Annotated in this window: 19 protein-coding genes; 9 read left to right on the top strand and 10 right to left on the bottom strand. The window is 68.3% G+C overall.

The annotated features are described in order from the left end of the window. Window positions 1–41: 41 nt before the first annotated feature. The 3 genes from ACOAMO_RS08745 to ACOAMO_RS08735 all read right to left on the bottom strand — a co-directional run bounded on the left by ACOAMO_RS08745 (window position 42) and on the right by ACOAMO_RS08735 (window position 4,591). Complete coding sequence (locus ACOAMO_RS08745) at window positions 42–1,124, bottom strand: NAD(P)H-dependent glycerol-3-phosphate dehydrogenase (RefSeq protein WP_420174422.1); 1,083 nt, start codon at window positions 1,122–1,124, stop codon at window positions 42–44. Window positions 1,125–1,279: 155 nt separating this feature from the next. Continuing rightward, on the bottom strand, window positions 1,280–3,040 hold the full coding sequence (locus tag ACOAMO_RS08740; RefSeq protein WP_420174421.1) for an MBL fold metallo-hydrolase RNA specificity domain-containing protein: 1,761 nt from the start codon (window positions 3,038–3,040) through the stop codon (window positions 1,280–1,282). Between the two features lie 174 nt (window positions 3,041–3,214). After that, on the bottom strand, window positions 3,215–4,591 hold the full coding sequence (locus ACOAMO_RS08735) for an MFS transporter (protein WP_420174420.1): 1,377 nt from the start codon (window positions 4,589–4,591) through the stop codon (window positions 3,215–3,217). A 78-nt stretch (window positions 4,592–4,669) separates the two neighbouring features. On the opposite strand from ACOAMO_RS08735, the gene ACOAMO_RS08730 reads away from it, so the two are divergent. Together ACOAMO_RS08730 and ACOAMO_RS08725 are read left to right on the top strand one after the other, a co-directional pair. After that, window positions 4,670–5,245 (top strand): GNAT family N-acetyltransferase, encoded by a 576-nt coding sequence (locus ACOAMO_RS08730; protein ID WP_420174419.1) that lies wholly within the window; start codon window positions 4,670–4,672, stop codon window positions 5,243–5,245. Further along, a complete protein-coding gene (locus ACOAMO_RS08725; RefSeq protein ID WP_420174418.1) occupies window positions 5,242–5,748 on the top strand; it encodes a phosphoribosyltransferase in 507 nt (168 codons plus the stop codon). The genes ACOAMO_RS08730 and ACOAMO_RS08725 overlap by 4 nt, the downstream gene beginning before the upstream one ends. Window positions 5,749–5,854: 106 nt before the next feature. On the opposite strand, the gene ACOAMO_RS08720 is transcribed toward ACOAMO_RS08725, so the two are convergent. Further along, a complete protein-coding gene (locus ACOAMO_RS08720) occupies window positions 5,855–7,114 on the bottom strand; it encodes an endonuclease/exonuclease/phosphatase family protein (RefSeq protein ID WP_420174417.1) in 1,260 nt (419 codons plus the stop codon). A 146-nt stretch (window positions 7,115–7,260) separates the two neighbouring features. Here ACOAMO_RS08720 and ACOAMO_RS08715 point away from each other — a divergent pair, with 146 nt between their 5' ends. The 3 genes from ACOAMO_RS08715 (at window position 7,261) to ACOAMO_RS08705 (ending at window position 10,492) form a co-directional block, all read left to right on the top strand. Then, complete coding sequence (locus ACOAMO_RS08715) at window positions 7,261–8,742, top strand: purine-cytosine permease family protein (protein ID WP_420174416.1); 1,482 nt, start codon at window positions 7,261–7,263, stop codon at window positions 8,740–8,742. Further along, on the top strand, window positions 8,739–9,287 hold the full coding sequence (locus ACOAMO_RS08710; RefSeq protein WP_420174415.1) for a cysteine hydrolase family protein: 549 nt from the start codon (window positions 8,739–8,741) through the stop codon (window positions 9,285–9,287). The genes ACOAMO_RS08715 and ACOAMO_RS08710 overlap by 4 nt, the downstream gene beginning before the upstream one ends. A 113-nt stretch (window positions 9,288–9,400) precedes the next feature. Beyond that, complete coding sequence (locus ACOAMO_RS08705) at window positions 9,401–10,492, top strand: hypothetical protein (protein WP_420174414.1); 1,092 nt, start codon at window positions 9,401–9,403, stop codon at window positions 10,490–10,492. Window positions 10,493–10,528: 36 nt separating this feature from the next. On the opposite strand, the gene ACOAMO_RS08700 is transcribed toward ACOAMO_RS08705, so the two are convergent. Then, on the bottom strand, window positions 10,529–11,389 hold the full coding sequence (locus ACOAMO_RS08700; protein ID WP_420174413.1) for an oxidoreductase: 861 nt from the start codon (window positions 11,387–11,389) through the stop codon (window positions 10,529–10,531). An 84-nt stretch (window positions 11,390–11,473) separates the two neighbouring features. On the opposite strand from ACOAMO_RS08700, the gene ACOAMO_RS08695 reads away from it, so the two are divergent. Then, on the top strand, window positions 11,474–12,550 hold the full coding sequence (locus tag ACOAMO_RS08695) for an FUSC family protein (RefSeq protein ID WP_420174412.1): 1,077 nt from the start codon (window positions 11,474–11,476) through the stop codon (window positions 12,548–12,550). 72 nt (window positions 12,551–12,622) lie between these two features. Further along, window positions 12,623–13,540 carry a COX15/CtaA family protein gene (locus ACOAMO_RS08690; RefSeq protein ID WP_420174411.1) on the top strand — a complete coding sequence of 306 codons (918 nt, stop codon included), beginning with the start codon at window positions 12,623–12,625 and terminating at the stop codon, window positions 13,538–13,540. Window positions 13,541–13,945: 405 nt separating this feature from the next. Here ACOAMO_RS08690 and ilvD read toward each other — a convergent pair whose 3' ends face one another. Beyond that, on the bottom strand, window positions 13,946–15,784 hold the full coding sequence (gene ilvD / locus ACOAMO_RS08685; RefSeq protein ID WP_420174410.1) for a dihydroxy-acid dehydratase: 1,839 nt from the start codon (window positions 15,782–15,784) through the stop codon (window positions 13,946–13,948). Window positions 15,785–15,993: 209 nt separating this feature from the next. Here ilvD and ACOAMO_RS08680 point away from each other — a divergent pair, with 209 nt between their 5' ends. Together ACOAMO_RS08680 and ACOAMO_RS08675 are read left to right on the top strand one after the other, a co-directional pair. Continuing rightward, window positions 15,994–16,203 carry a hypothetical protein gene (locus ACOAMO_RS08680; protein ID WP_420174409.1) on the top strand — a complete coding sequence of 70 codons (210 nt, stop codon included), beginning with the start codon at window positions 15,994–15,996 and terminating at the stop codon, window positions 16,201–16,203. Window positions 16,204–16,337: 134 nt separating this feature from the next. Continuing rightward, on the top strand, window positions 16,338–16,574 hold the full coding sequence (locus ACOAMO_RS08675) for a hypothetical protein (protein WP_420174408.1): 237 nt from the start codon (window positions 16,338–16,340) through the stop codon (window positions 16,572–16,574). Window positions 16,575–16,579: 5 nt separating this feature from the next. On the opposite strand, the gene ACOAMO_RS08670 is transcribed toward ACOAMO_RS08675, so the two are convergent. From ACOAMO_RS08670 to betA, 4 genes are all read right to left on the bottom strand, one after another. Then, window positions 16,580–17,803: an IS110 family transposase gene (locus tag ACOAMO_RS08670; protein ID WP_420174407.1), complete on the bottom strand. Its 1,224-nt coding sequence runs from the start codon at window positions 17,801–17,803 to the stop codon at window positions 16,580–16,582. A 266-nt stretch (window positions 17,804–18,069) separates the two neighbouring features. Further along, window positions 18,070–18,912: a siderophore-interacting protein gene (locus ACOAMO_RS08665; protein ID WP_420174406.1), complete on the bottom strand. Its 843-nt coding sequence runs from the start codon at window positions 18,910–18,912 to the stop codon at window positions 18,070–18,072. Window positions 18,913–19,022: 110 nt separating this feature from the next. Then, a complete protein-coding gene (betT, locus tag ACOAMO_RS08660) occupies window positions 19,023–21,086 on the bottom strand; it encodes a choline BCCT transporter BetT (protein ID WP_420174405.1) in 2,064 nt (687 codons plus the stop codon). Beyond that, window positions 21,083–22,843, bottom strand: a complete 1,761-nt coding sequence (gene betA / locus ACOAMO_RS08655) for a choline dehydrogenase (RefSeq protein ID WP_420174404.1) — start codon at window positions 22,841–22,843, stop codon at window positions 21,083–21,085. The genes betT and betA overlap by 4 nt, the downstream gene beginning before the upstream one ends. Window positions 22,844–22,906: the final 63 nt, after the last annotated feature.

Genomic DNA, 22,906 nt, shown 5'->3' with positions numbered 1-22,906 from the left:
TCCATCCTCGTCGATCACTCCGGTGGCCACCACGGCCGGGGTCAGCGGCCGGCGCCGTCGGAGCCGAAGAACTTCTTCCACGGCACGTTGACCGGCTGATCCTCGCCCACCACCTCGTACAGGTGCCGCAGCAGCGGGAACTGTTCGGCCGGCACCACGCCGCGCTCGGTGAGCCGCTTGAGCGCCTTGCCCACCACGACGATGCAGGTGGCACCCTCCAGGGTCACGCCGGGCATCTTGGCCTTGGCCTGGCTGAAGGTCATGCCCTGGCCAACCAGCGTGCCCACCTTCACATTGCGTCCGCCCATCGAGGTCACGAAGCAGTCGCCGATGCCGGCCAGACCCATCACGGTCTGCGGATCGCATTCCATCAGCTGCAGCCACTGCTGCATCTCGATCGAGGCCTGGCCGAAGACGGCCGCCCCGTAGTTGAAGTTGACGTAGGGGCTGTCGGAGAACTCGGCGCCCTCGTCCTTGAGCTTCTGGAGGGTTCCGTGCATGAAACCGGCCCCGAAGGCGTAGCAGTTCTTGGTGGCCGCCATCAGTTCGATGCCGGTGAAGTCGGTGTTGAGCCAGACGTGGTAGGCCTCGGTCTCGAACAGGTCACGCCACATTTGGAGTGCCTGGAGGTCGTCACCGGTGAAGGTGACGCAGGTGTGGCGGCGCACCGCCACCTCGCCGGCGATCGAGGGGCCGGCGATGGCCGACCAGCTCACCTGCTTGCGCAGGTCCTCGGGCACCTGGTTGGCGAGCACGCGCGGCAGGATCTCGAACTTGCCGTCCTGGTCGGCGCGCAGCCCCTTGGCCAGCGCGATGACGTGCATTCCGGGGCGGAGCAGACCGGCCAGCTGTTCGCCGGCCCACTCGACGCCGAAGGAGTTGACGCCGCTCATCACCAGGTCGACGCCCTCGAAGGCCTTGGCGGCATCCTCCAGCTGGTAGGCCTCGGTGCCCTCGGGAACCTTGAGTCCCAGCCTGGGGTGCACGCCGGTCTGCTGGATCGACTCGATGACGTCGCGATCCAGGTGGGTACCCACCAGTCGCACGGTGTTGCCATTGTCGGCGAAGGGTGTGGCCAGCGCGGTGGCCATGATGCCGGCGCCGAGAACAACCAGGGTTGCCATGGGGTTCATCCTTTCGTGGAGCTGGAGAAGCCAGTGGCGCATCCCTCGGGTTCGCCGGTGGCTTCCTGCACCTCGACGCTAGACCTCGGACCAGCCGCACGGGTCGCGCGACAGCACGCCCCTTTGCAGCGCACGCTGCAAAGCCTCGGCCGCGCTCAGCCCACCTGGTCGAGGCCGCTGATACCCTCCCCGTCCAGCTCCAGGAAGAAGACCACCTCTCGCGCGGGATCCCCGGGCAGCATCCCGCGCGCGACGGCTCGTCGCCCGGCATCCACCAGGTCAACCAGTTCGAAGCCGCGCAGTTCCCCGGCCCAGGTGCCGGCGTCGGTCTCGACGCCGCCCACCCGCACGGGTCCGTGCAGCAGCCCTGCCAACAGCTCCCCATTGCCCTCCTCCAGGGCGCGGGCCAGGCGGTTGACCACCTGCAGCGTCGTCAGGCGCGGCCCCACGGTCGCCGCATCGCGCGTCGGGGCCGGCGGAATGTGCACCGGGCTGCCCACCTGCGCGGGCTCTTGCACCGGTTCGGCCTCCACGGCGGGACCGACGTCGACGCTGACCACCTCGCCCTGGCGGGGCACCACGCAGGTGATGCCGAACTCGTCGACGATGCGTTCCCGCAGCGCCTCGGCAGAGTCCTGCTCGCCGTGCACCAGGAAGACGGTGCGCGGCTTGCGCGGGAGGTCGCGCAGCCAGTCCAGCAGGTCGGAGCAGTCCGCGTGCACGCTGAACTCCTGGTCCTGCACGATCGTGGCGCGCACCGGAACATAGCGACCATGCATCTTGAGCTGCTTGGCCCCTTCCAGCAGGGAACGGCCTCGGGTGCCGACACCCTGGTAACCGGTCAGCACCACCGAGTGCTTCGGATCGGGCAGCATGTGCTCCAGGTGGTGCACCACACGCCCGCCGGTGGCCATGCCCGAGGAACTGATGATGATGCAGGGGAAGGTCGGGTCGTTGAGGGAGCGGGACTCCTCCACGCTGCGCACCTCTCGCAGGTTGCGCAGGTCGACGAAGTCGTCGACGTCCATGTCGGGGCGCAGCTCGTCGGAGCCGCGGTAGACCTTGAGCGCGGCGGTGGCCATGGGCGAGTTCACGAAGACCGGCACCTCGGGGATGCGGCCGGCCTGGTGCATCTCCGTGATCACCTTCAGCACGGCCTCGGTGCGGTCGACGGCGAAGGCGGGCACCAGCACCGAACCGCCGCGGGCCACCGTGCGGCGAATGGTCTCGGCGAACAACTCGTGCGGCAGGCCCTCGGGCTCCGGGTGCTCCCGATCGCCATAGGTGGACTCCATCAACACGTAGTCGGCACCCTGCGGTACGCCGCGCGGCTTGAGCACCGGATGGTCATGACGGCCCAGGTCTCCGCTGAACAGCACGCTGCGCCCGTCATGGCTCAGGTTCACGCACGCCGACCCCAGGATGTGCCCGGCCCGGGTGAGGCGAATCGTCAACCCCTCACGCAGGTCGGTGTCGACGTCGAAGGGCACGGGACGAAAGAGCCGCATCGTGGTCTGCACGTCTTCCTGGGTGTACAGCGCCAGCGGCGGGTTGTGCTTGCTCCAGCCCCCTTCGGCCGCGTCCTTGGCGTCCTGTTCCTGCAGGTGGGCCGAATCCATCAGGACGATCTCGGCCAGCTCGATCGTGTCGGGCGTGCACCAGATGGTGCCGCGAAAACCGTGCTTGACCAGCGCCGGGATGTAGCCCACGTGGTCGAGGTGGGCATGGGTGAGCACGATGTCGGAGATGGAGCCCGGATCGACGGGGAACTTGGCCCAGTTCTGCTCACGCCACTTCTTCTCCCCCTGGAACAGACCGGCGTCGACGAGCACTCGACGCTCGCCGATGGTCACCAGGTGCTTCGAACCGGTCACGGTGCCCGCAGCACCCAGGAAAGTCAGTGTCATCTGTCCCATGACCCAACTGTGCCCCTGTTCGCAGCCGAGCGGGCGGCTTTGGCCGAGTTGTCAGCCAGCGTTCACCCTAGGTCTGGCGCTGTACGCGTGGGTTCGCGCGGTCCGCGTGGGTTGCAACACACGCGCCTCCCAGAAACCCACTCGCCTTGCGGGAACCCACGCGGCCATGCGACGTCAGACCCGGCCCAGGCTGCGGTTGCGTGACTCCGGCAACACGAAACAGGCCACCGCCGCCACCGCGAAGGCGAGCGAGAAGACGCCGAAGGCCAGCACATTGCCACCCCGGGCAATCAGCAGCGGCACCAAAAGCGGTGCGAGGATCGAGGCGATGCGCCCGAAGGCCGCGGCGGCACCGGTGCCGGTGCCCCGGATCGAGGTCGGGTAGATCTCGGGACCGATCGCATACAGCGCACCCCAGGCGCCCAGGTTGGCGAAGCTCAGGGCACAGCCGGACACCAGGATCCAGGTGGTGCTGTCGGCCTGGCCATAGGCCAGCGCCGCGAGCGCGGAACCCGCAAGGAAACTCGCCAGGGTCGCGCGTCGCCCCCAGGCCTCGATCAGCCAGGCGGCCAGGGCGTAGCCCGGCAGCTGGGCCAGCGTCATGACCAGCGTGAACCCGAAGGACTTCACCATGCTGAATCCCTGCTGCACCAGCAGCGACGGGATCCAGATGAAGGCGCCGTAGTAGCTCAGGTTGATGCAGAACCACACCACCCACAGCGCCGCGGTGCGCACCCGGAAACGCGACGACCAGATGTGCTCCCGGCCAGTGGGTTCGCCCAGCTCCTCCACCACCGGGGCCAGGGTGACGCCGGCCGAGGTGTTGACGCGCTCGCGGACGGGGCTGGCCTGCTCGAAGGAGACCACGGCCGCCTCGGCCTCGGCAAAACGGCCCTTCGACTCCAGGAAGCGCACCGATTCGGGCAACTTGTGGCGCACGACGGCGGCATAGGCCGTGGGCACCAGGCCCACCGCCAGCGCCCAGCGCCACCCGTCGTCGCCCAACGGGATCACCAGGTAGCCGAGCAGCGCGGCCATCATCCAGCCCAACGCCCAGAAGGCCTCCAGGGCCACCACCATGCGGCCGCGGATCCTGGCCGGGGCGAATTCGCTGACCAGGGTGGAGGCCACCGGCAGTTCCGCGCCGAGCCCCAGCCCGACGATGAAGCGCAAGACCATCAACGCGGCAACCGAACCCACCAGGGCCGAGGCGGCGGTGGCCAGACCGTAGACCAGCAAGGTGGCGGCGAAGACCTGGCGGCGCCCGATCCGGTCGGCCAGCAGTCCGCCCAGCGAGGCTCCCAGTGCCATGCCCACAAAACCGATGGAGCCCACCCAGCTGGTGGTGGTCATGTCGAGCTTCCACTGCACCGCAAGCGCCGCCATCACGAAGCTGATCAGCCCGACGTCCATGGCGTCCAGGGCCCAGCCGATTCCCGAGCCGAGCAGCAGACGCCCATGGGCACGGTTGAAGCTCAAACCTTCCAGGCGCTGTGACCTGGTGGGGGTGTTGCTGTCGGGCATCTGGCGCTCCTCTGCGACTGGTTCCACGGTGGGACCGTAGCGGTATCGACTCAGCTGCTGCAGCTCCCACCACAGCTCGATACTGTGTCGCACATGGCCCCCAGCATGTCTTCTGCCACCGCTCCCCTGTCACATCCCGCCCGGCTGCACATCCGTGCCGCCACCCACGACGACATCCCGGCCATCACCCGGATCTACAACGAGTCCGGGGTGAGCACGACGGCCAGCTATGACCTGGAACCGGTCAGCACCGAGAACCGTCGGGTCTGGCTCGACGAGCGCCTCAACGGCGGCACCCCGGTGCTGGTGGCTGACGACGACGGTGAGGTGCTGGGCTATGCCTCCTTCGGCCGATTCCGCGACAAGGCCGGTTACGCCCACACCGTGGAACACAGCGTCTACGTCGCGCCCGGCTCCCGAGCGCTGGGCGTGGGCCGCATGCTCATGCTGGCGCTGATCGACCGGGCGCGCGCCGACGGTGTGCACACCATGGTGGGGGTGCTCGACGCCGACAACCAGACCTCGATCCAGTTCCACGAACGCCTCGGCTTCGTGGAGGCCGGACGGTTGCGCCAGGTGGGGCGCAAGTTCGACCGCTGGCTGGATGCGGTCTTCATGCAGCTGCTCTTCGACGGCCCTGCCCCCGAGCCGGCCAGGCCGATGGATAGGGTCGGTGCATGACTGCGTACCACGCCGATTCCAGCAACCTCACCGACAAGGAGGTGCTCACCTGGCAAGGCTTTGGTGACGCCTCGCGCGAACTGGCCCAGCAGGTGGTCGATTCGGGCTTCGAGCCCGACATCATCATCTCCGTGGCGCGCGGCGGCATGCTGCCGGGCGGAGCCCTCACCTATGCCATGGGCACCAAGCTCACCGACGCGATCAATGTCGAGTTCTACACCGACGTGCACGAGACCCTGCCCGATCCGGTGCTGCTGGCCCCGATGCTCGACACCGAATCGATCAAGGGCCAGAAGCTGCTGGTGGTCGACGACGTCGCCGACTCCGGACGGACCCTCGCGCTGGTGATCGAACTGTTGGAGAAGTTCGACGCCCAGGTGCGCAGTGTCGTGCTCTATGCCAAGCCCAGCACCATCGTCGAGCCCGACTACGTGTGGCGCCGCACCGACAAGTGGATCGTCTTCCCGTGGTCGGCCGAGCCGCCGGTGACTCCCTCGGCCTGACTCGGGCCGATGCACAGGCCAGGGGCGCCCTCGAACCGCACGGTTCGGGGGCGCCCCCCTTGCTTTTCCTACTGAGTTGCTTTTCCTACTGGGTTGGTTGTCCAGCTCAGCGGTGGTGCGGCAGCCTCACGTCCACCCAGACCAGACGGTGGTCGCTGGAGGGGAAGGGGTGGGTTCCGGTCAGCCTCGAGAGCGGATCATCGCTGGTGGGCCAGAAGATCCCGGCGTCGCGCATCGGCAGGTTGCGGCTGGGCAGCACGTAGTCGGCGCGCATGTTGCCCGAGGAGCCGATCTGGTCGCCGAAGTCGGCGGTGTCGTACTTGGCGGGCGCCATGTGCTGGTCGTTCACCTGGCCCTGCAGACGGGAGGCCTCCACGCCACCCTCGCTGCTGGGGGTCAGCGAGGTGTTGACGCGCGGGTGGTCGAGCAGCTGGTCGATGGCGCCCTTGGTGGAGTCCCCGTCGAAGGGGTTGGCATTCTGGTCGCCCGCGATGACGAAGCGCTCGCCACGCTTGAGCCCACCGCGGCCACCCTGGTCGTCGACGATCCAGGAGGCCTGCTTGCCGCCGGTGACGTAGTCGGCCCACAGCCGGATCTCGTCGTGGTTGCGCCGCCCGTTGCGGTCCTCGGCGCCGTCGAAGACCGGCGGGGTGGGGTGCGAGGCCAGCAGGTGCACCGTCTTGCGACCGATGCGGATCGGCACGTCCCAGTGCGACTTGGACGACAGCGGCATCGTGGCCAGCTCCTGCGGGGAGTACCAGTCGGCCGGCTCGGGAGTGGCCGGGTCGTCGGGAAGCAGGGCGCCGGGCATGCTGGCCCAGCGCAGGTGCTGGAAGGTACGCACCTGCTCCTGGTCGATCGGGTGCTTGGAGTAGACGACCATGCCGTACTGGCCCGGGAACTGCCCGAAGCCCAGGGCATCGTCGGGGCCGCCCAGCGTGCCGTCATTGTTGAGGTCATGCCCGGAGGGGACGCCGGTGTTGACCGGCGCCACGAAGGAGTACGGGTAGTGCACCGGGTTGGCGCCCTGCTGCCCCACCTCCAGGTAGTTCTTGCGGAACAGGTCGGCCGCCTCGCCACCGGCGACGAAGTCGAACTCGTTGACCAGGATCACGTCGGCGTCGGTGCGCTGGATGATCTCGGCCACGGCGGCGGCCTGGGCGTCGTCGCGGGTGGACAGGTCGTGCACCAGTTCGCCCTGTGCGCCGCGGTTCAGCGAGGCATTGAAGGTGGCGAAGCGCACATCCTTGGTGACGCGCTGGGCGGCAGGCTCGACGGGTGCGCTCGCCTGGGCGGGAAGGCAGGTCAGCGGGGCGGCCAGCGCGAGGGCTCCGGCCATGAGGAGGACATTTGGTGGGGTACGCATGGTTGGCAGGTTAGGGCGCGGGCCGGAGCGGGCGCACCACGCGCGGGTGACCACTGGGTGAACGTCTGTGCTGGGTGAACGTCAGGGCGCGCCGCCACCCAGCACGATGTGCCCGCTTTCCTCGGCAGCGGTGGCATCATTTGCGCATGTCGTCCACACCGGTGACCGAAGTCACCCCCACCAGCAACCTCGTCGAGATGCAGGGCATCGACGTGGTACCCGATTCGCAGCGCACTGCGCGGCCCAGCGACCTGTTCTGGCCCTGGTTCGCGGCCAATGTCTCGGTCTTCGGCATGACCTACGGCTCCTACCTGTTCGGCTTCGGCATCTCCTTCTGGCAGGCCACCATCGTGGCGGTGCTGGGCATCGTCGCCAGCTTCGCGCTGTGTGGGGTGATCGCCATCGCCGGCAAGCGTGGCTCGGTGCCCACCATGGTGCTCTCGCGCTCGGCCTTCGGAGTGCAGGGGCAGAAGGTGCCGGGGCTGATCAGTTGGCTCACCTCGATCGGTTGGGAGACCAGCCTGACCATCACCGCCACGCTGGCCACCGCGACGGTCTTCGACCGGGTGGGGTGGAGTTCGGGCACCACCACCAAGGTCATCGCCTGCATGACGATCGCCGCGATCGTGGTGATCTGTTCGGTGCTGGGCTACCACACCATCATGAAGGTGCAGTCGGTGCTGACCTGGGTCACCGGCGCATTCACCCTGGTCTTCATGGCCATGACGATCAGCCACATCGACTGGGCCACGGTCAGCTCCCTGCCGGCCGGCTCCTTCGCCTCGTGCATCGGTGCGCTGGTGATGGTGATGACCGGCTTCGGTCTGGGCTGGATCAACATCGCCGCCGACTGGAGCCGCTACCAGCGCCGCGATGCCAGCAATGGCGCCATCGTCTTCTGGAACACCTTCGGCGGTTCGGTCGCTCCCCTGCTGCTGGTGGTCTTCGGCCTGCTGCTGGCCGGCTCGGACGAGAAGCTCGCCACCGCCATCCCGAATGACCCGATCGGCGCGCTGGCCGGCATCCTCCCCACCTGGATCCTGCTGCCCTTCCTCGTCGTGGCCGTGCTGACCTTGATCTCCGGCGCGGTGCTGGGCATCTACTCCTCCGGCCTGACGCTGCTGAGCCTGGGCATCGACATCCCCCGGCCCGCCGCGGCAGCCCTCGACGGCATCATCCTGACCCTGGGCACCATCTACGTCGTCTTCTTCGCCGAGAGCTTCCTGGCTCCCTTCCAGTCCTTCCTGGTGACCCTGGGCGTCCCGCTGGCCGCCTGGGCCGGCATCATGTGCGCGGACATCGTCGCCCGCAAGCGTCCCTATGACGAGGCCGCCCTGTTCGACCGCCATGGCCGTTACGGCGCGTGGAACTGGAAGACGATCGGCCTGATGGTGCTGTGCTCGGCCATCGGCTGGGGCCTGGTGATCAACCAGTTCAGCGACGCCAGCTTCAACAACTGGCAGGGCTATCTGCTGGAACCGCTCGGCCTGGGCCACCACGGCCCCGACGGTTGGGAGGGCACCTGGCCCTGGGCCAACCTGGGTGTCATCGTGAGCCTGCTGCTGGGCTTCGTCGGACATCTGGTGCTCAACGGCGGCACCATCAAGCAGCAGGAGGAAAGGGCATGATTCCCAGCGACGCCTGGCTGGTGGTCATCGACCACCAGCGCATCTTCGCCGACCCCGACAGCGAGTGGTGTGCGCCGCGCTTCGCCGAGACCGCAGCGGTGGTCGCCCGATTGGCCGCCCACTTCGACGACCGGGTGCTGCTGACCCGCTGGTTGCCGGGCGGCAAGCGCAACGGTTCTTGGCAGGCCTATTTCAACAAATGGAGCTTTGCGGACCGTCCCGACGAGGACCCCGTCTTCGATCTGGTGCCCTCCGCCCAGGACCTGACCCGGCGGCCCAGCCTCGACGTGACCACCTTCGGCAAGTGGGGGCCCGAGCTGGAAGCGGTGGTCGGCGAGTACGCGCACCTGGTGCTGGTTGGGGTGGCCACCGACTGCTGCGTGGTCTCCACGGCGCTGGCCGCCGCCGATGCGGGCTGCACGGTCACGGTCGTGGCCGACGGCTGCGCGGGCTCCAGCGACGAGAACCACGCGGCTGCGCTGCAGGTGATGGGCCTCTATGACCCCCAGGTCACCGTGGTCACCTCCGGAGATCTACTGGATTGAGGCGAATTCATCACTGATCCGCCATCGGAGCCGGAAGGTGACCCTTGCGCTGCTTACTGTCGGGACTGCGGCATCCGCCGCCAGCGAAGTACGGACTCGCAAGGGAGAGAGACATGAAACGCCTTCTCGTCACCACCGCCGCCGTCGCTGCCGTGACAGCACCGGCTCTGGCCCCGACCGCAGCCCATGCAGCTGACGAGGTGACCGTCACGTCACCCGGTTGTGCCCAGTTGCGCCTGACCAACACCAGCCAGTCGACCCTGGTCGTGTCACTCGACACCGGCCGAGACATCAAACTGTCCCCAGGAACCAGCCAGACCGTCAGCTCACTGCGTAGTGGCGGCCACGTGTACACCGTGAGCCATGCCGATTCCGAATTCCTCTACAAGCCCAAGCGCGTGGTCGTGCCCGGGTGCAGCGGCGTGGAGCGGCGCTCCTCCGACGGCGACCAGAATGGCGACGAACGCGCCGACGTGCTGGGCATCCAGGCCGGCACCGGAGACCTGTACTACTACCGCATGACCAACAAGGGTCTGGCCCCCGGCATCAAGGCCGGCACCGGCTGGAACAAGATGATCTTCATGCAGCAGGTCACCGAGCTGTACTCCGGCACGTCGGACGACTACCTGGTGGCAGTACGCGATGACCGCACGGTCTGGCGTTACAAGAACATGGGCCAGGGGCGCTTCGCCAATGGCACCAAGCTCGCCACCCTGCCCGCCGACACCGACAACTTCACCGTCGACAAGCTGAACAATCCCAGCCACTTCGGCCAGCACGCCCTGCTGGCCCGGCAGGGATCCACCCTGAAGCGCTGGATCATCACCGCCGACGGGTTGAAGACCGACCAGTCAGTGATGGCCACCGGCTGGGGCAACACCACCAAGACGCTCGCGCTGGGTGACTTCAACACCGACCTCAGCGCAGACCTGATCTCCATCCGACGCGACGGCACCATGTGGTTGTCGGAGAACGACGGGAACGTCTATGCGGAGTCGACCTACTCCCGCCACAAGAAGGTGGGACACGGCTGGCACAAGATGGGCATCGTCACCTCGCCCGGCAGCGTGGACGGTGACCAGCTGCCCGACCTGATCGCGCGTCGTGATGACGGCAAGCTGTACCGGTACGGCAACCATCGCGGCCAGTGGGGTCCGGCGGAGCAGATCGGCTTCAACTGGAAGGGCATCCGCCTGCTGGCCTGACCCGATCCCGGTCCAACCAACCGGTGCTGGGCGGTCTCAGCCGAGGCCGCCCAGCACTGCATCCATCGCCTTGTCGGGCAGCACCCGCCGGGCGGCGACCGCGGCACGTGCCGCCGCCCCCACCGCGTAACGGGTGCGGGGGCGGGTGGCCAGGCAGGCGGCCACCACCGTCTCGGCCACCACGCTGGGGTCCGAGCCGATGCCGCGACGATCCGCCAGGGCCAGCACCCGGGCCATCCGACGCGCCGACTTCTCGTAGGCCCCGCCCTTGCTCACCTTGAGGAAGTCCTTGCGGGCCACCGCATTCCACTCACTGTTCACCACACCCGGCTCCACGATGCTCACGTCGATCCCGAAGGGACGCAGTTCCAGCCGCAGGGAGTCACTGAAGCCTTCCAGCGCGAACTTGCTGGCGTGGTACCAGGCGGCGAAGGGCTCGTAGATCCGGGCCCCGATGGAGGAGATGTTGACGATCCGGCCGCTGCGCTGCTCCCGCATCGTCGGCACCACCAGCTGCACCATCCTCGCCATGCCGAACAGGTTCACCTCGAACTGGGCGCGCCCCTGTTCCAGCGGCAGGTCCTCCACCGCGCCGTAGCCGCCCTTGCCGGCATTGTTGACCAGCACGTCGATCCGGCCGGCCCCGGCCAGCACCGTCTGGACGAAGAAGACCATGGAGTCGTCATCGGTGACGTCCAGGGGCAAGACCCGGATGCCGTGTTCGCCCAGGTCTTCCATGCGGGCGGTGCGGCGGGCCCCGGCCCACACCTCGAATCCGGCTCGGGCGAGCTCGATGGCCGTGGCCTTCCCGATCCCGGAGGAGGCGCCGGTGACGACCGCGACACGATGGTCGTCCACCTGGACGAGGGGGGCGACGGGCAGCTGCTGATCCTTCATGCCGCCCAGCCTAGCCAGCGGCGTGCGCGGTGCGGTCATGAGAGACTGGCGCCAATCCCCAAAGACGACTTCCAGAGGTGCTCTGTGTCCACTGTGCTGCCCAAAGGCCAGGACCTGCTGCGGATGAACCCCGTGGAGGGGGCTCACCGGGTGGCCTTGCGCGCCGGCATCAGCGTCGCCCTGCCCCTGGCCCTGGTGATCGCCCTGGGGCGCCCCGAATGGGCCCCCTACGCCAGCTTCGGCGCCTTCACCTCGCTGTACGGACGCAGCCAGCCCCACCTGGTGCGACTGCAGATGCAGCTGTCTGCCGCGGCGTGCATGGTCACCGCCGTGGTCACCGGCGTGGTGGTCTCCTTGCTGCCCGGCGGCGACTGGCTGCTGGTGGCGGCGGGCGTGGCGATCGGGGCCACCGGCGAGTACTTCGCCAAGGCGCACTCCTACCACCCGCCGGGCCCCTTGTTCATGATCTTCGCCTTCGGAACGGTCTTCTCGATGCCGCACACCGCGAGCGACATCGCGATCTCCGCGCTGGTCGCGAGCCTGTCGGCCGCCTTCTCGGTCCTGGTGGGCGTGGTGGGTGTGCTGCGGGATCCGCGCGGCTGGCGTACCGCGGTGCGGGAGGCGCAGCCGCTGAGGCTGGTCTTCAGCCGCAGCCGAAAGCCCTTGTGGATCGCGCTGGCGGTGTTGGTCTCGGGCTCCATCGCGGTGCTGCTGGGCATTGGCCACCCCTACTGGGCGATGGTGGCGGCCGTCGCCCCGATGTCGGTGCCGCACGTGACGCAACAGGTGGAACGGGGAGTGCACCGCGTGCTGGGGACGACGGCGGGGCTGCTCACCTCCTGGGCCCTGCTCTCACTCCATCTGGCACGCCCCTGGGCGGTGGCCGTGGTGGCGGTGCTCCAGTTCGCGGCCGAGATGCTGGTGGGGCGCAACTACGGAGTCGCCATGCTGGCCATCACTCCCCTGGCGCTCATGATGGGCCAGCTGGTGCAGCCCCGCCCGGTGGGACTGCTGTTGTTCGACCGTGGCGTCGAGACCGCCATCGGCGCGGTGGTGGGCATCGCGCTGGTGCTGCTGGGCCACTGGCTGCGTGAACGTCGCAAGGCCCGGGTGGCCGAGAAGCTGCGGGAGCTCGAGCTCAGCCGCGGCGGCAAGGTCTGACCCCGCCCGCTGCGGAAGCTCACCGGCTGACTAGGGTTTGCGGCAACACACCCCCGACAGCCAGGAAGGGCCATGTCCACAGCCACCATCACCTCAACCCATCCTGTGACGGCCACGCCCGATGCATCGATGCCTTCGTCGACCACGCGCGTGCTGTTGCGGCTCGCTGCCTTCTTCGGCATTGCGACGGTGATCACGGGCAGCATCAACTCGGCCACCGGCTCCGGTTTCTCCTGCCCCACCTGGCCCGGCTGCTACCCCGGCCAGTTCGGCCCCGAGGCCGAGATCCACAACATCATCGAATTCGGGCACCGCATCATCGCCGCCAGCTCCGGCTTCGTGCTGCTGGCCGCCTGCATCGCCTCGCTGCGCCTGCCCTCGCGTCACACGCTGGGCCGGATCCTGCCCTGGGCCGCGCTGGCAGGCGCCTTCACCGCTGCCTTCCTCGGGCGCCTGGTGGTGCTGAACCACGGCATCCCGAAGCCCTTGGCCACCCTGGACCTGTTCGGGGCGCTGACCGTACTGGTGGCCGCCACGCTCGCCACCCTCTCGGTGAGCCGCAATTCCCCGAAGTGGACGTGGACCCCGCTGGCGCGCCTGTCGGGCTTGCTGCTCGCCGGCCTGGTGGTGATGCACCTGCTGGGCATCGTCGTCGCGGGCAAGGGCTCCTTCACCGCCGTGGTGGGGTGGCCGATGTGGCGCATCGTCCAGCAGGACGTGGCCGTGGGCCTGCAGGTGGGACGCATGGTGCTGGCGGCGGTCCTCGCCGTCGGCCTGTTCGTGCTGGCGCGCCGCGGTTGGGACCGCCCGACCCTGCGCCCGGTGCTGACAGCCATGCTCGGCCTGTTCGCCCTGGAGATGGCACTGGGCCAGGTCCTCGCCATCTACGGCGTCGACATGTGGTGGGCTGCCGGTCACTGCGCCGCAGCCGGCCTGATCGTGGTGTGCGTCACCCTGGTGCTGGGCCGAAGCGCCCTCGACCGACTCTGAGAACACACCGGACGCCGGGTTGTCCACAGCCTTTGTGGACAACCCGGCGTCTTCCTGTGGGAAACGCCGAGGCGCCTGTGGAGCTGGTGGTGGACGACAGAATTCATCCTGAAGGGATGCCGCCCGCGCCTTGCGAGTGCCCTCCATGGCGCGTAGAAAGGAGGGCACAGACCCAAAGGATGGACTGAGATGGCCCAGGACTCCGCGGTCCAGATCCAGTGGCCCCCATGGCGCTGGACGTCGGCAGGGTGACGAATTGTCGGCGGGACCGTTGGGCTGGGCACATCGACCGGATTCGTCACCACTACCTGGTCAGATCTGGAAGGCCTCGCACCATGGGTGCGAGGCCTTTCAACGTTGTCCCGTACGGGTCGCGCGCGCCGCGATGGCGGCGCCGCGGGGTCCTCAGTCGACCTTGCGGGCGGCACCCTTGTCCGCGGACTGGGCGAACTTCGCGAAGATCTTCAGGGCCGCGGAGACCTGGCGGTCGCGATCCTTCGGCTGCCACCCGGCCTGCTGCTGCTCGGCCCGGCGAGCGGCCAGCTCCTCGTCGCTGACGTCCACCGAGACAGTGCGGTTGGGAATGTCGAAGCTGATGATGTCGCCGTCGCGCACCAGGCCAATCGGGCCACCGGAGGCGGCCTCCGGGGAGACGTGCCCCACGCTCAGGCCCGACGAACCGCCCGAGAAGCGGCCGTCGGTGATCAGCGCGCACTTGGGGCCCAGCCCGACGCCCTTGAGGTAGCTGGTCGGGTATAGCATCTCCTGCATTCCGGGGCCGCCCTTGGGGCCCTCGTAGCGGACCACGACGACGTCACCCTCGACGATCTTGCCGCCCAGGATCATCTCGACGGCCTGCTCCTGGCTCTCGGCCACCTTGGCGGGGCCGCTGAACTGCCACTGGTGCTCCGGCACGCCCGCGGTCTTCACGATGCAGCCGTCCGGCGCCAGGTTGCCCTTGAGCACGGCCAGGCCGCCCTCGGTGGTGTAGGCGTGCTCGACGGCGTGGATGCAGCCGTTCTCGGCATCCGTGTCCAGCGATTCCCAGCGGTTGGTGGAGCTGAAGGCCTCGGTGGTGCGCACTCCCCCGGGCGCGGCGTGGAAGAGCGCCAGCGCCTTGTCGGTGGCCTTGCCGGAGCGGATGTCCCAGTCACCCAGCCACTGCTCGACGCTGGCGGAGTGCACGGCGCGCACGTCCTCGTCGAACATGCCGCCGCGACGCAGCTCTCCCAGGATCGCGGGGATGCCGCCGGCGCGGTGCACGTCCTCCATGTAGAACTTGTTGGTGTTGGGGGCCACCTTCACCAGGCAGGGGGTGACGCGGCTCAGGGCGTCGATGTCGTCCTGGTCGAAGTCGACGCCGGCCTCCTGCGCCGCCGCCAGCAGGTGCAGGATCGTGTTGGTGGAGCCGCCCATCGCGATGTCCAACCGCATCGCGTTGGCGAAGGCCGGCTTGGTGGCGATGCTCTTGGGCAGCACGGAGTCGTCGTCGCCCTCGTAGTAGGTCTTGCACAGGTCGACGACGAGTCGCCCGGCGTCCAGGAAGAGTTCCTTGCGGGCGGCGGCGGTGGCCAGCGTCGAGCCGTTGCCGGGCAGGGACAGGCCCAGCGCCTCGGTGAGGCAGTTCATCGAGTTCGCGGTGAACATGCCGGAGCAGGAGCCGCAGGTGGGGCAGGCATTCTCCTCGATGGTGCCGATCTCGGCGTCGGAGACGTCGTCGTCGACGGACTTGATCATGGCGTCGATCAGGTCCAGCCGGGTGACCGTGCCGTCGTCCTTGATCGTCGCCTTGCCCGCCTCCATGGGCCCGCCGGAGACGAAGACGGTGGGGATGTTCAGCCGCAGGGCCGCCAGCAGCATGCCGGGGGTGATCTTGTCGCAGTTGGAGATGCAGACCAGGGCGTCGGCCTGGTGCGCGTTGACCATGTACTCGACGCTGTCGGCGATCACCTCGCGGCTGGGCAGGCTGTAGAGCATGCCGGAGTGGCCCATGGCGATGCCATCGTCGACGGCGATGGTGTTGAACTCGCGGCCGACTCCTCCGGCCTCGGCCACCGCGCCGGCGACGAGCTGGCCCATGTCCTTCAAGTGCACGTGGCCGGGCACGAACTGGGTGAAGGAGTTCGCGATGGCGACGATCGGCTTGCCGAAGTCGTCATTGGTCATGCCGGTGGCGCGCCACAGGGCACGGGCTCCGGCCATGTTGCGGCCGTGGGTGGTGGTGCGGGAACGAAGTGCTGGCATGGATCCATGCTAGGTGCTCACCCTGCCTTGGACCGTCTGGCGCCGCCCTGTGGGAAGCGACCGTCCCTACCCACATGGTGACGTACAAGTGACCACTGCCTTAACACCAACCAAGCAGACTCCAAGAGTTCCCTGAACTGCCTTCGAGGTGGCTGAAAAGCCCCCGCTCACAGGCGGAGATGACTCCGCAGCGGGCCAGAATGAGAGACATGTCCGCGCTTCTTGGTCTTTTCCTGCTCATCGCCGTCTTCGTCCTCATCGCCGCCCTCGTGCCGCTGGTCATCGCTCCCGTGGTGTTGCTGACCATGTACCTGCACCGTCGTTCCCTCACCGTCGAATCCGACGTGGCCCACGAGCCTCGCCCCGCCACCGCTGGCAGGAAGTCCTTCAAACTCTCCAAGATCGTCAAGGCCGCCTGAGCCTGACCGGACCAGAGAGGATCGCCCCTACGACTGGAGGATGAGGTCAGCGCGGACCGCCCCACCAGAAGTCGTAGACAGATCCACTCCCTGGCCCGATGTGCGCCACCCCCGCTGATTGGAATGGTGAGGTCATGCCGAACATCCTGGGTCTTGCCGCCGCCTTCGCCGTCTTCGTCGCCATCGCTGCCGTCATCCCGCTGTTGTTGGCCCCCGCCATCCTGGCACTGGCCACGGCCCAGCACCTGCGGGCACGGCGGAGCCGGGCCACCGCCGCCCATGACGCCACTGCCCGGGCCGACGTGCACGACCTGCCGGCCCTGCACCCCGAGAGCTCTCGCTTCAGCACGCAGGTGCAGCTGGCGGTCTGAGAGCCCTATGTCAACCCTTCGCCGGGTTGTATGAGTGTTTGAAGTCGTCCGTGGCGTTCGGGTTGGTAGGGCTGGTGGTCGTGCCAGCACCTCCACAGGATCCGGGTCCAGTTCTGGGCGAGGATGCGTGTGGCGTGGGGGTGGCGGCAGCCGCGGCTTCGGGCGCGGTCATAGGTGTCACGGGCCCAGTCGTTGGCGCGGGGGGTGTCCTGGGCCCAGTCGACCAGAGCTGCGCGCAGCTGTTTGTTGCAGCCTTGGCGGTAGGACACGGTCAGGTGTTTGCCGGACTGGCGGGTCGACGGGGCGACACCGGCTGCGGCGGCGAGCGCTGACGGGTCAGGGTAGCGGGCTCGGCAGTCCCCGATCTCGGCCAGCAGGGTCGCGGCGCGGATGACGCCGGCGCGTGGCAGGGACTGGAAGATGGGTCCATCCGGGTGTTCGAGAAGGGCTTCCTTGATCCGGGTCTCGAGGTGGTCCTGCTCGTGGCGAAGGGTTGTCAGGAGCTCGACCAAGGTGGTGACGATCACCTCGCTGGCCTCGGCAGCCGGCCCACGAAGGCGTCCGGTCGCGGCCTGGCGCAGGTGGGTGAGGAGTTGGTGGGCGCTGTGACGGCCGCAGTAGCTGTTGGCCTTGAGCCAGTGGGCCATGCGCGCCTCGCTCAGCCAGGCCGCTTTGACCTCGGTGGGGAACCTGCGCAAGAAGGCAAGGCTGATCGGGATGTCCAGCTGGCTGAACAAGCCGATGGCCCCGGGGAAGTTGTGCTGCAGGACAGCGAGCAACTGGTTGTGGACCGCGATGCGATGCTGCACCAGGTCATGCCTAGCGCGCACGAGCATCCGTAGCGCGACCGTGGCGTCACCGTCGGGTCGTACAACGGCCCAGCGCCCTGCATCGGTGCGCAGGGCGTCGGCAAGGACGAATGCGTCGAGGCGGTCGTCCTTGTTCCCGGCCGAACCGTAACGGGCTCGCAGCGACTTGACCTGTCGGGCGCTGATCACCACGACCTCGAACCCATCGCGCATCAGGTGCTCGACCACCGGCCCGTCGCCGCGTTCGATCCCGACCTGCTCCACCCCGTGCTCGCGCAACACCCTGGTCACGCGCGCCAGACCCGGACGGGAATGCGCAACCACCACCTCCTCGAGGCGCTGACCCCGCGCATCCACGATGCATACTGCATGGTGCTGCCAGGACCAGTCGATCCCGGCGAAAGTGGGCGTAGCCTGCATCAGAGTGCTCCTTTCCGTTCAGCCCATGGATCAGCACTCCGGTCCGGGACGTGACGGTCGGTCGCTCACTGAGGCGCTCCGGGACCCGGCCAGGTCCTTGGCGCAAAGCCCTATGGCCGATCTGCACGTCCCGGGCCACCGAGCCCTGCAACTCTCAGCCAGGTCGTGTCCAACGGACCGACTCGCTCAGCTTGGCAGTGACTCGATGAACCCGGGGTGCAGACAAGACGATCCGCCTTGCCCCCTCAAGGGTCAACCAGTGAGGCTCAGGCCCCGTCCCCTGCCGGCTGGGCCTGGTCCTGTTCCCGTTCCATCTGTGCGACGAAGTCACGCTTGGTGCGCTGCCAGTCGTCCTCGGCCAGCCCGGTGCGCCAGTAGCCCGAGATCGAGACGTCCTGCTTGGCCAGGCCACGCTCGACGAACAGGTTTCGCCGCACGTCCTTGATCATCTCGGCATTGCCGTGCACGAACAGCGACAGCCGCCCCTGCGGGAAGTGCGCCTCACGAACCTTGTGGGCCAGCAGCACACCGTAGGGCGCGGCGGCACTGCCGCCGTCGGGCGCGCGGTCGACCCACACCACCTCGAGGCCGGGCAGCGGGCGCAGCGGGGGCCGCACGGACTCGTCGGCAACCTCGAGGAAGGCGGTGGCGCGTGCCGTGTGTGGCAGGGCGTCGAGTGCGGCGGCGATGGCCGGGATGGCCGACTCGTCGCCGATGAAGATGTGGTGGTCGGCAGCCTCGTCGGGATGCCAGGCGCCACCGAGACCGCCGAAGGTGATCTGGTCTCCCACCTGCGCGGCGGCGGCCCACGGCCCCGCAATACCCTGGGCGCCGTGCACCACAAAGTCGATGACCATGCGTCCCTCCACCGGATCGTGGTGGCGGATCGTGTAGGTGCGGGTGACATCACCGAAACGGATCTTCACATAGCTGTCGGTGGGCTCCAGCGGCCCGAACTGCTGCAGGTCCTCCCCCTCGAAGTGCAGCCGCACCAGGTCACGGTTGAGACGTTCGACGGCGCTGATGGTGGCGCTGCGCATCACCCGAGCCTTGCTGCCGGGGCGCGGCCGTGCGGATGGAGCGGTGGACGAGACCTCATTGTTCGACATAAGGCGAGCCTAACCTTTCAATGCGCCGGATTCACGCGCTCCTTCCCCCAGGACGGCACGAAGGCCCCCGGCCAAGCCGGGGGCCTTCGTCACTGCCTTGCAGTGCGGGTTCAGAGCTGGGTGGATTCCAACTCGGCCACCGCGCGGGTGGTGGCCAGGTGCCGCTCATAGGCATCCAGCACGTCGTGGCAGACCTGGTCCTCGTTGTAGGAGATCAGGTCATAGGCGCCCACGCTCGGCAGCACGGCCTCCACCCGGGTGGAGAAGTCGTCCGCCTCGATCATGCGCGCACCGTAGGTGGGGGCCGGAACCCGACGCACCTGCAGCGGGTAGGTGAACAGCGCCTCGGTCTCCGGGTCGCCCACCTCCAGCTGCACCTGACGGGTGACGCGCAGCTCGGGGATGGCCTCGCCCTCAACGATGCGAGCCTGTGCCCCGCGGGCCTCCAGCTCCTTGGCGACGGCCCGCAGCGCGGGCAGCACCACCAAGTCGAGGTGCCGGTTGGCCTGCTTGACCGAGACGGCACCAAAGGTGACGCCCAGCCGCTTGCGCCAGGATCCGGGCGCGGCGACCGTCTCACGGCCCACCAGCGACGAGGTGACCTGGGCACGGGCGGCGTCGCGTCGGCTCCGCTCCCCCTCCAGCGCCCGGTGCAGGCCGACCATCACCATCACCATGACGAAGGCGAAGGGCAGGCCCATGATGATCGTCGCGTTCTGCAAGGCGGCGATGCCGTCCACCGCGAGCATGGCGATGGTCAGCACACCGGTGGCCAGGGCCCAGAAGATGCGCAGCACGGGCTGGGCATCGGTCTCGCTGTCGGGCAGGTGGCTCGACAGGTTGGCCATCACCAGGGCACCCGAGTCGGCGCTGGTCACGTAGAAGAGCAGACCGACGAAGGTGGCCAGCCCCACCATGAACATGGGCAGCGGGTACTGCTGCAGCAGGTGGTAGAAGCCCAGTTCGGGGCTCTCGACCGCCAGCGTCGCAAACTCCTTGTCGCCCAGGTTGCGGATCTGGTTGACCGCGGCATTGCCGAAGATGGTCACCCACATCACGATGTAGCAGAAGGGGATGGTCAGGGTGCCCAGCACGAACTGGCCGATGGTGCGTCCGCGCGAGATTCGCGCCAGGAACATGCCGACGAAGGAGGCCCAGGCGATCCACCAGGCCCAGAAGAAGAGCGTCCAGGCGCCCATCCAGTCGGCCGGGTGGTCATAGGCCATCGTGTCCAGCGTCATGCCGGGGAACATGCTGATGAAATCACCGATGTTCATCGTCATGGCGCGCAGCAGGAAAGTGGAGTCACCGGTCACCAGCACCCAGGCCGCCAGCGCGATGGCCAGCAGCACGTTGAGCTGGCTGAGGATGCGGATGCCGCGATCCACGCCGGTCAGCGCCGAGACGGTCGCGACCGTCACGGCCAGCACCACCAGCCCCACCTGGGCGCCGAGGCCCTGTTCCACCCCGAAGAGGATGTCCAGGCCCACGTTCAGCATGACCACGCCGATGCCCAGGCTGGTGGCCACACCGAAGATGGTGCCCACCACGGTGGCGATGTCGACCGCGTCACCGGCTGCCCCGTTGATCCGCTTGCCCAGCAGGGGATGCAGCGCCGAACGCACGGCCAACGGCAGCCCCTTGCGGTGGGCGAAGTAGCCCAGGGCCATGCCCATCAGCACGTACATGCCCCACCCGGTGATGCCGTAGTGGAACATGGTCCACACCGTCGCCTGCCGGGCCGCCTCCAGGGATTCCCCCTGGATCTGCGGCGGCAGCATGTACTGACTCACCGGCTCGGCCACGGCGAAGAACATCACGTCGGTGCCGATGCCCGCGGCGAAGAGCATCGAGGCCCATGCGAAGGTGCTGAACTCGGGTCGGTCGGTGTCCTTGCCCAGCCGCACCCGGGAGTGGCGCAGCCCGACGACGACCACGAAGAACAGCACCGCGGTGGCCAGGGCGATGTAGAACCAGCCGAACCAGTCGGAGATCAGCCCGACCACGCGTCCCAGGACGCGCAGGGCGTGGTCCGGGGCGCCCAGGCCCCAGCCGGCGACGATGATCGTCACCAGGGCGGAGACGCCCAGCACGGGCCACTTGGCCCGGGGCCGGACGACCTGCGGCGCATCGGGATGCCCCCCGGAGGGGGCAACCGCTGCGGCCCCGCTCACGCGCTGGCTTCCGTCTGGCCGGAGCGCTCCATCGACTCCATGGCGGTGGGGATGTCCTCGACCCGGTTCCAGGCCTGGTTGCGCGGATCACCCTCGGGGAAGATCGGCATGCCCTGACCAGCCTTGTAGACCGGCACGTCGGCCGGGGCCAGCGGGGTGTTGCCCAGGATCAGGTCGGCCGCCTTCTCGGCCACCATCATCACCGGGGCGTAGATGTTCCCATTGGTGATGGACGGGAAGACCGAGGCGTCGACGACGCGCAGGCCCTCCACCCCGTGCACCTTCATGCTGTTCGGGTCGGTGACGGCCATCTCGCCGGTGCCCATCGCCGCGGTGCACGACGGGTGCAGCGCGGTCTCGGCGTCCTTGGCCACCCAGTCGATGATCTCCTGGTCGGTCTGCACCTCGGGGCCGGGCGAGAGCTCGCCGCCGTCGAAGGGCGCGAAGGCCGGCTGGGCCAGGATGTGGCGCGCGGCGCGAATGACCTGCACCCACTCCTGGCGGTCACGCTCGGTGGACAGGTAGTTGAAGCGGATCGCCGGGTGGTTGAAGGGGTCGTTGTCCTTGATGGTCACGTCGCCCACCACGTCGGAGTTCATCGGGCCGACGTGCACCTGGTAACCATGGTCGCCACCGGCGGCGGTGCCGTCGTAGCGCACCGCGATCGGCAGGAAGTGGAACATCAGGTTGGGGTAGGCCACCTTGTCGTCGGTGCGGATGAAGCCGCCGCCCTCGAAGTGGTTGGAGGCGCCCACGCCGGTCTTCGCAAAGAGCCACTGGGCCCCGATGACGGGGGCCTTCCAGTAGGCCAGCCACGGCGCGATGGAGACGGGCTGGATGGCGGCGTGCTGGATGTAGACCTCCAGGTGGTCCTGCAGGTTCTGGCCCACGCCGGGCAGCTCGACGCGGGTCTTGACGCCCGCCTTCTCCAGCGCGGCAGGGTCACCGATGCCGGACAGCTGCATCACCTGCGGGGTGTTGAAGGCACCGCCGCACAGGATGACCTCGCCGGCCTCGACGCTCTCGGGGCGCTTGCCCGGCATCTTCACGTAGTCGACGCCGGTCACCTTGTTGCCGTCCATGCGCAGTCCGGTGACGTGCGCGAGGGTCTCGACGAACAGGTTCTTGCGCTTGCGCACGGGGGTCAGGTAGGCGCGCGAGGCGCTCCAACGACGGGTGTCCTTCACATTGCGGTCGAAGGGGGCGAAGCCCTCCTGGCGGTAGCCGTTGACGTCGTCGGTGGCGGGGAAACCAGCCTGCTTGGTGGCCTCGAAGAAGGCCTGGAAGAGCGGGCTGGTGGCCGGGCCGCGCTCCAGGTGCAGCGGGCCGGCGCCGCCACGCCAGTCGTCGGCACCGGCGGTGCAGGTCTCCATCCGCTTGAAGTAGGGCAGGCAGTGGGCGTAGTCCCAGTGCTCCATGCCGGGGTTGGTGGCCCACTTGTCGTAGTCGCCGGCATTGCCGCGCTGGAAGATCATGCCGTTGATGGAGCTGGAGCCGCCCAGCACCTTGCCGCGGGCGTGCTTGACGCGACGGCCGCCCATGTGGGGCTCGGGCTCGGACTCGTAGGCCCAGTCGTAGAGCGGGTTGCCGCTGGGGAACATCAGGGCGGCGGGCATGTGGATCAGCGGGTCGACGCGCCAGTCGGCGCGGCCGGCCTCGAGCACCAGGACGGTGGTCTTCTTGTCTGCCGACAGGCGGTTCGCCATGACGGAGCCGGCGGATCCACCGCCGACGATGACGTAGTCGTAACGCTTCATGGATTTCCTCATCTCGTTCGTACTGGTCAGGTCGTACTGGTCAGTTCGTAGGGGTCAGGGGTC

The organism is Luteococcus struthionis (assembly GCF_048595755.1).
GTDB lineage: Bacteria > Actinomycetota > Actinomycetes > Propionibacteriales > Propionibacteriaceae > Luteococcus.
Note: the sequence above shows the minus strand (reverse complement) of the source record. Positions and strands in the feature narration are given on the sequence as shown.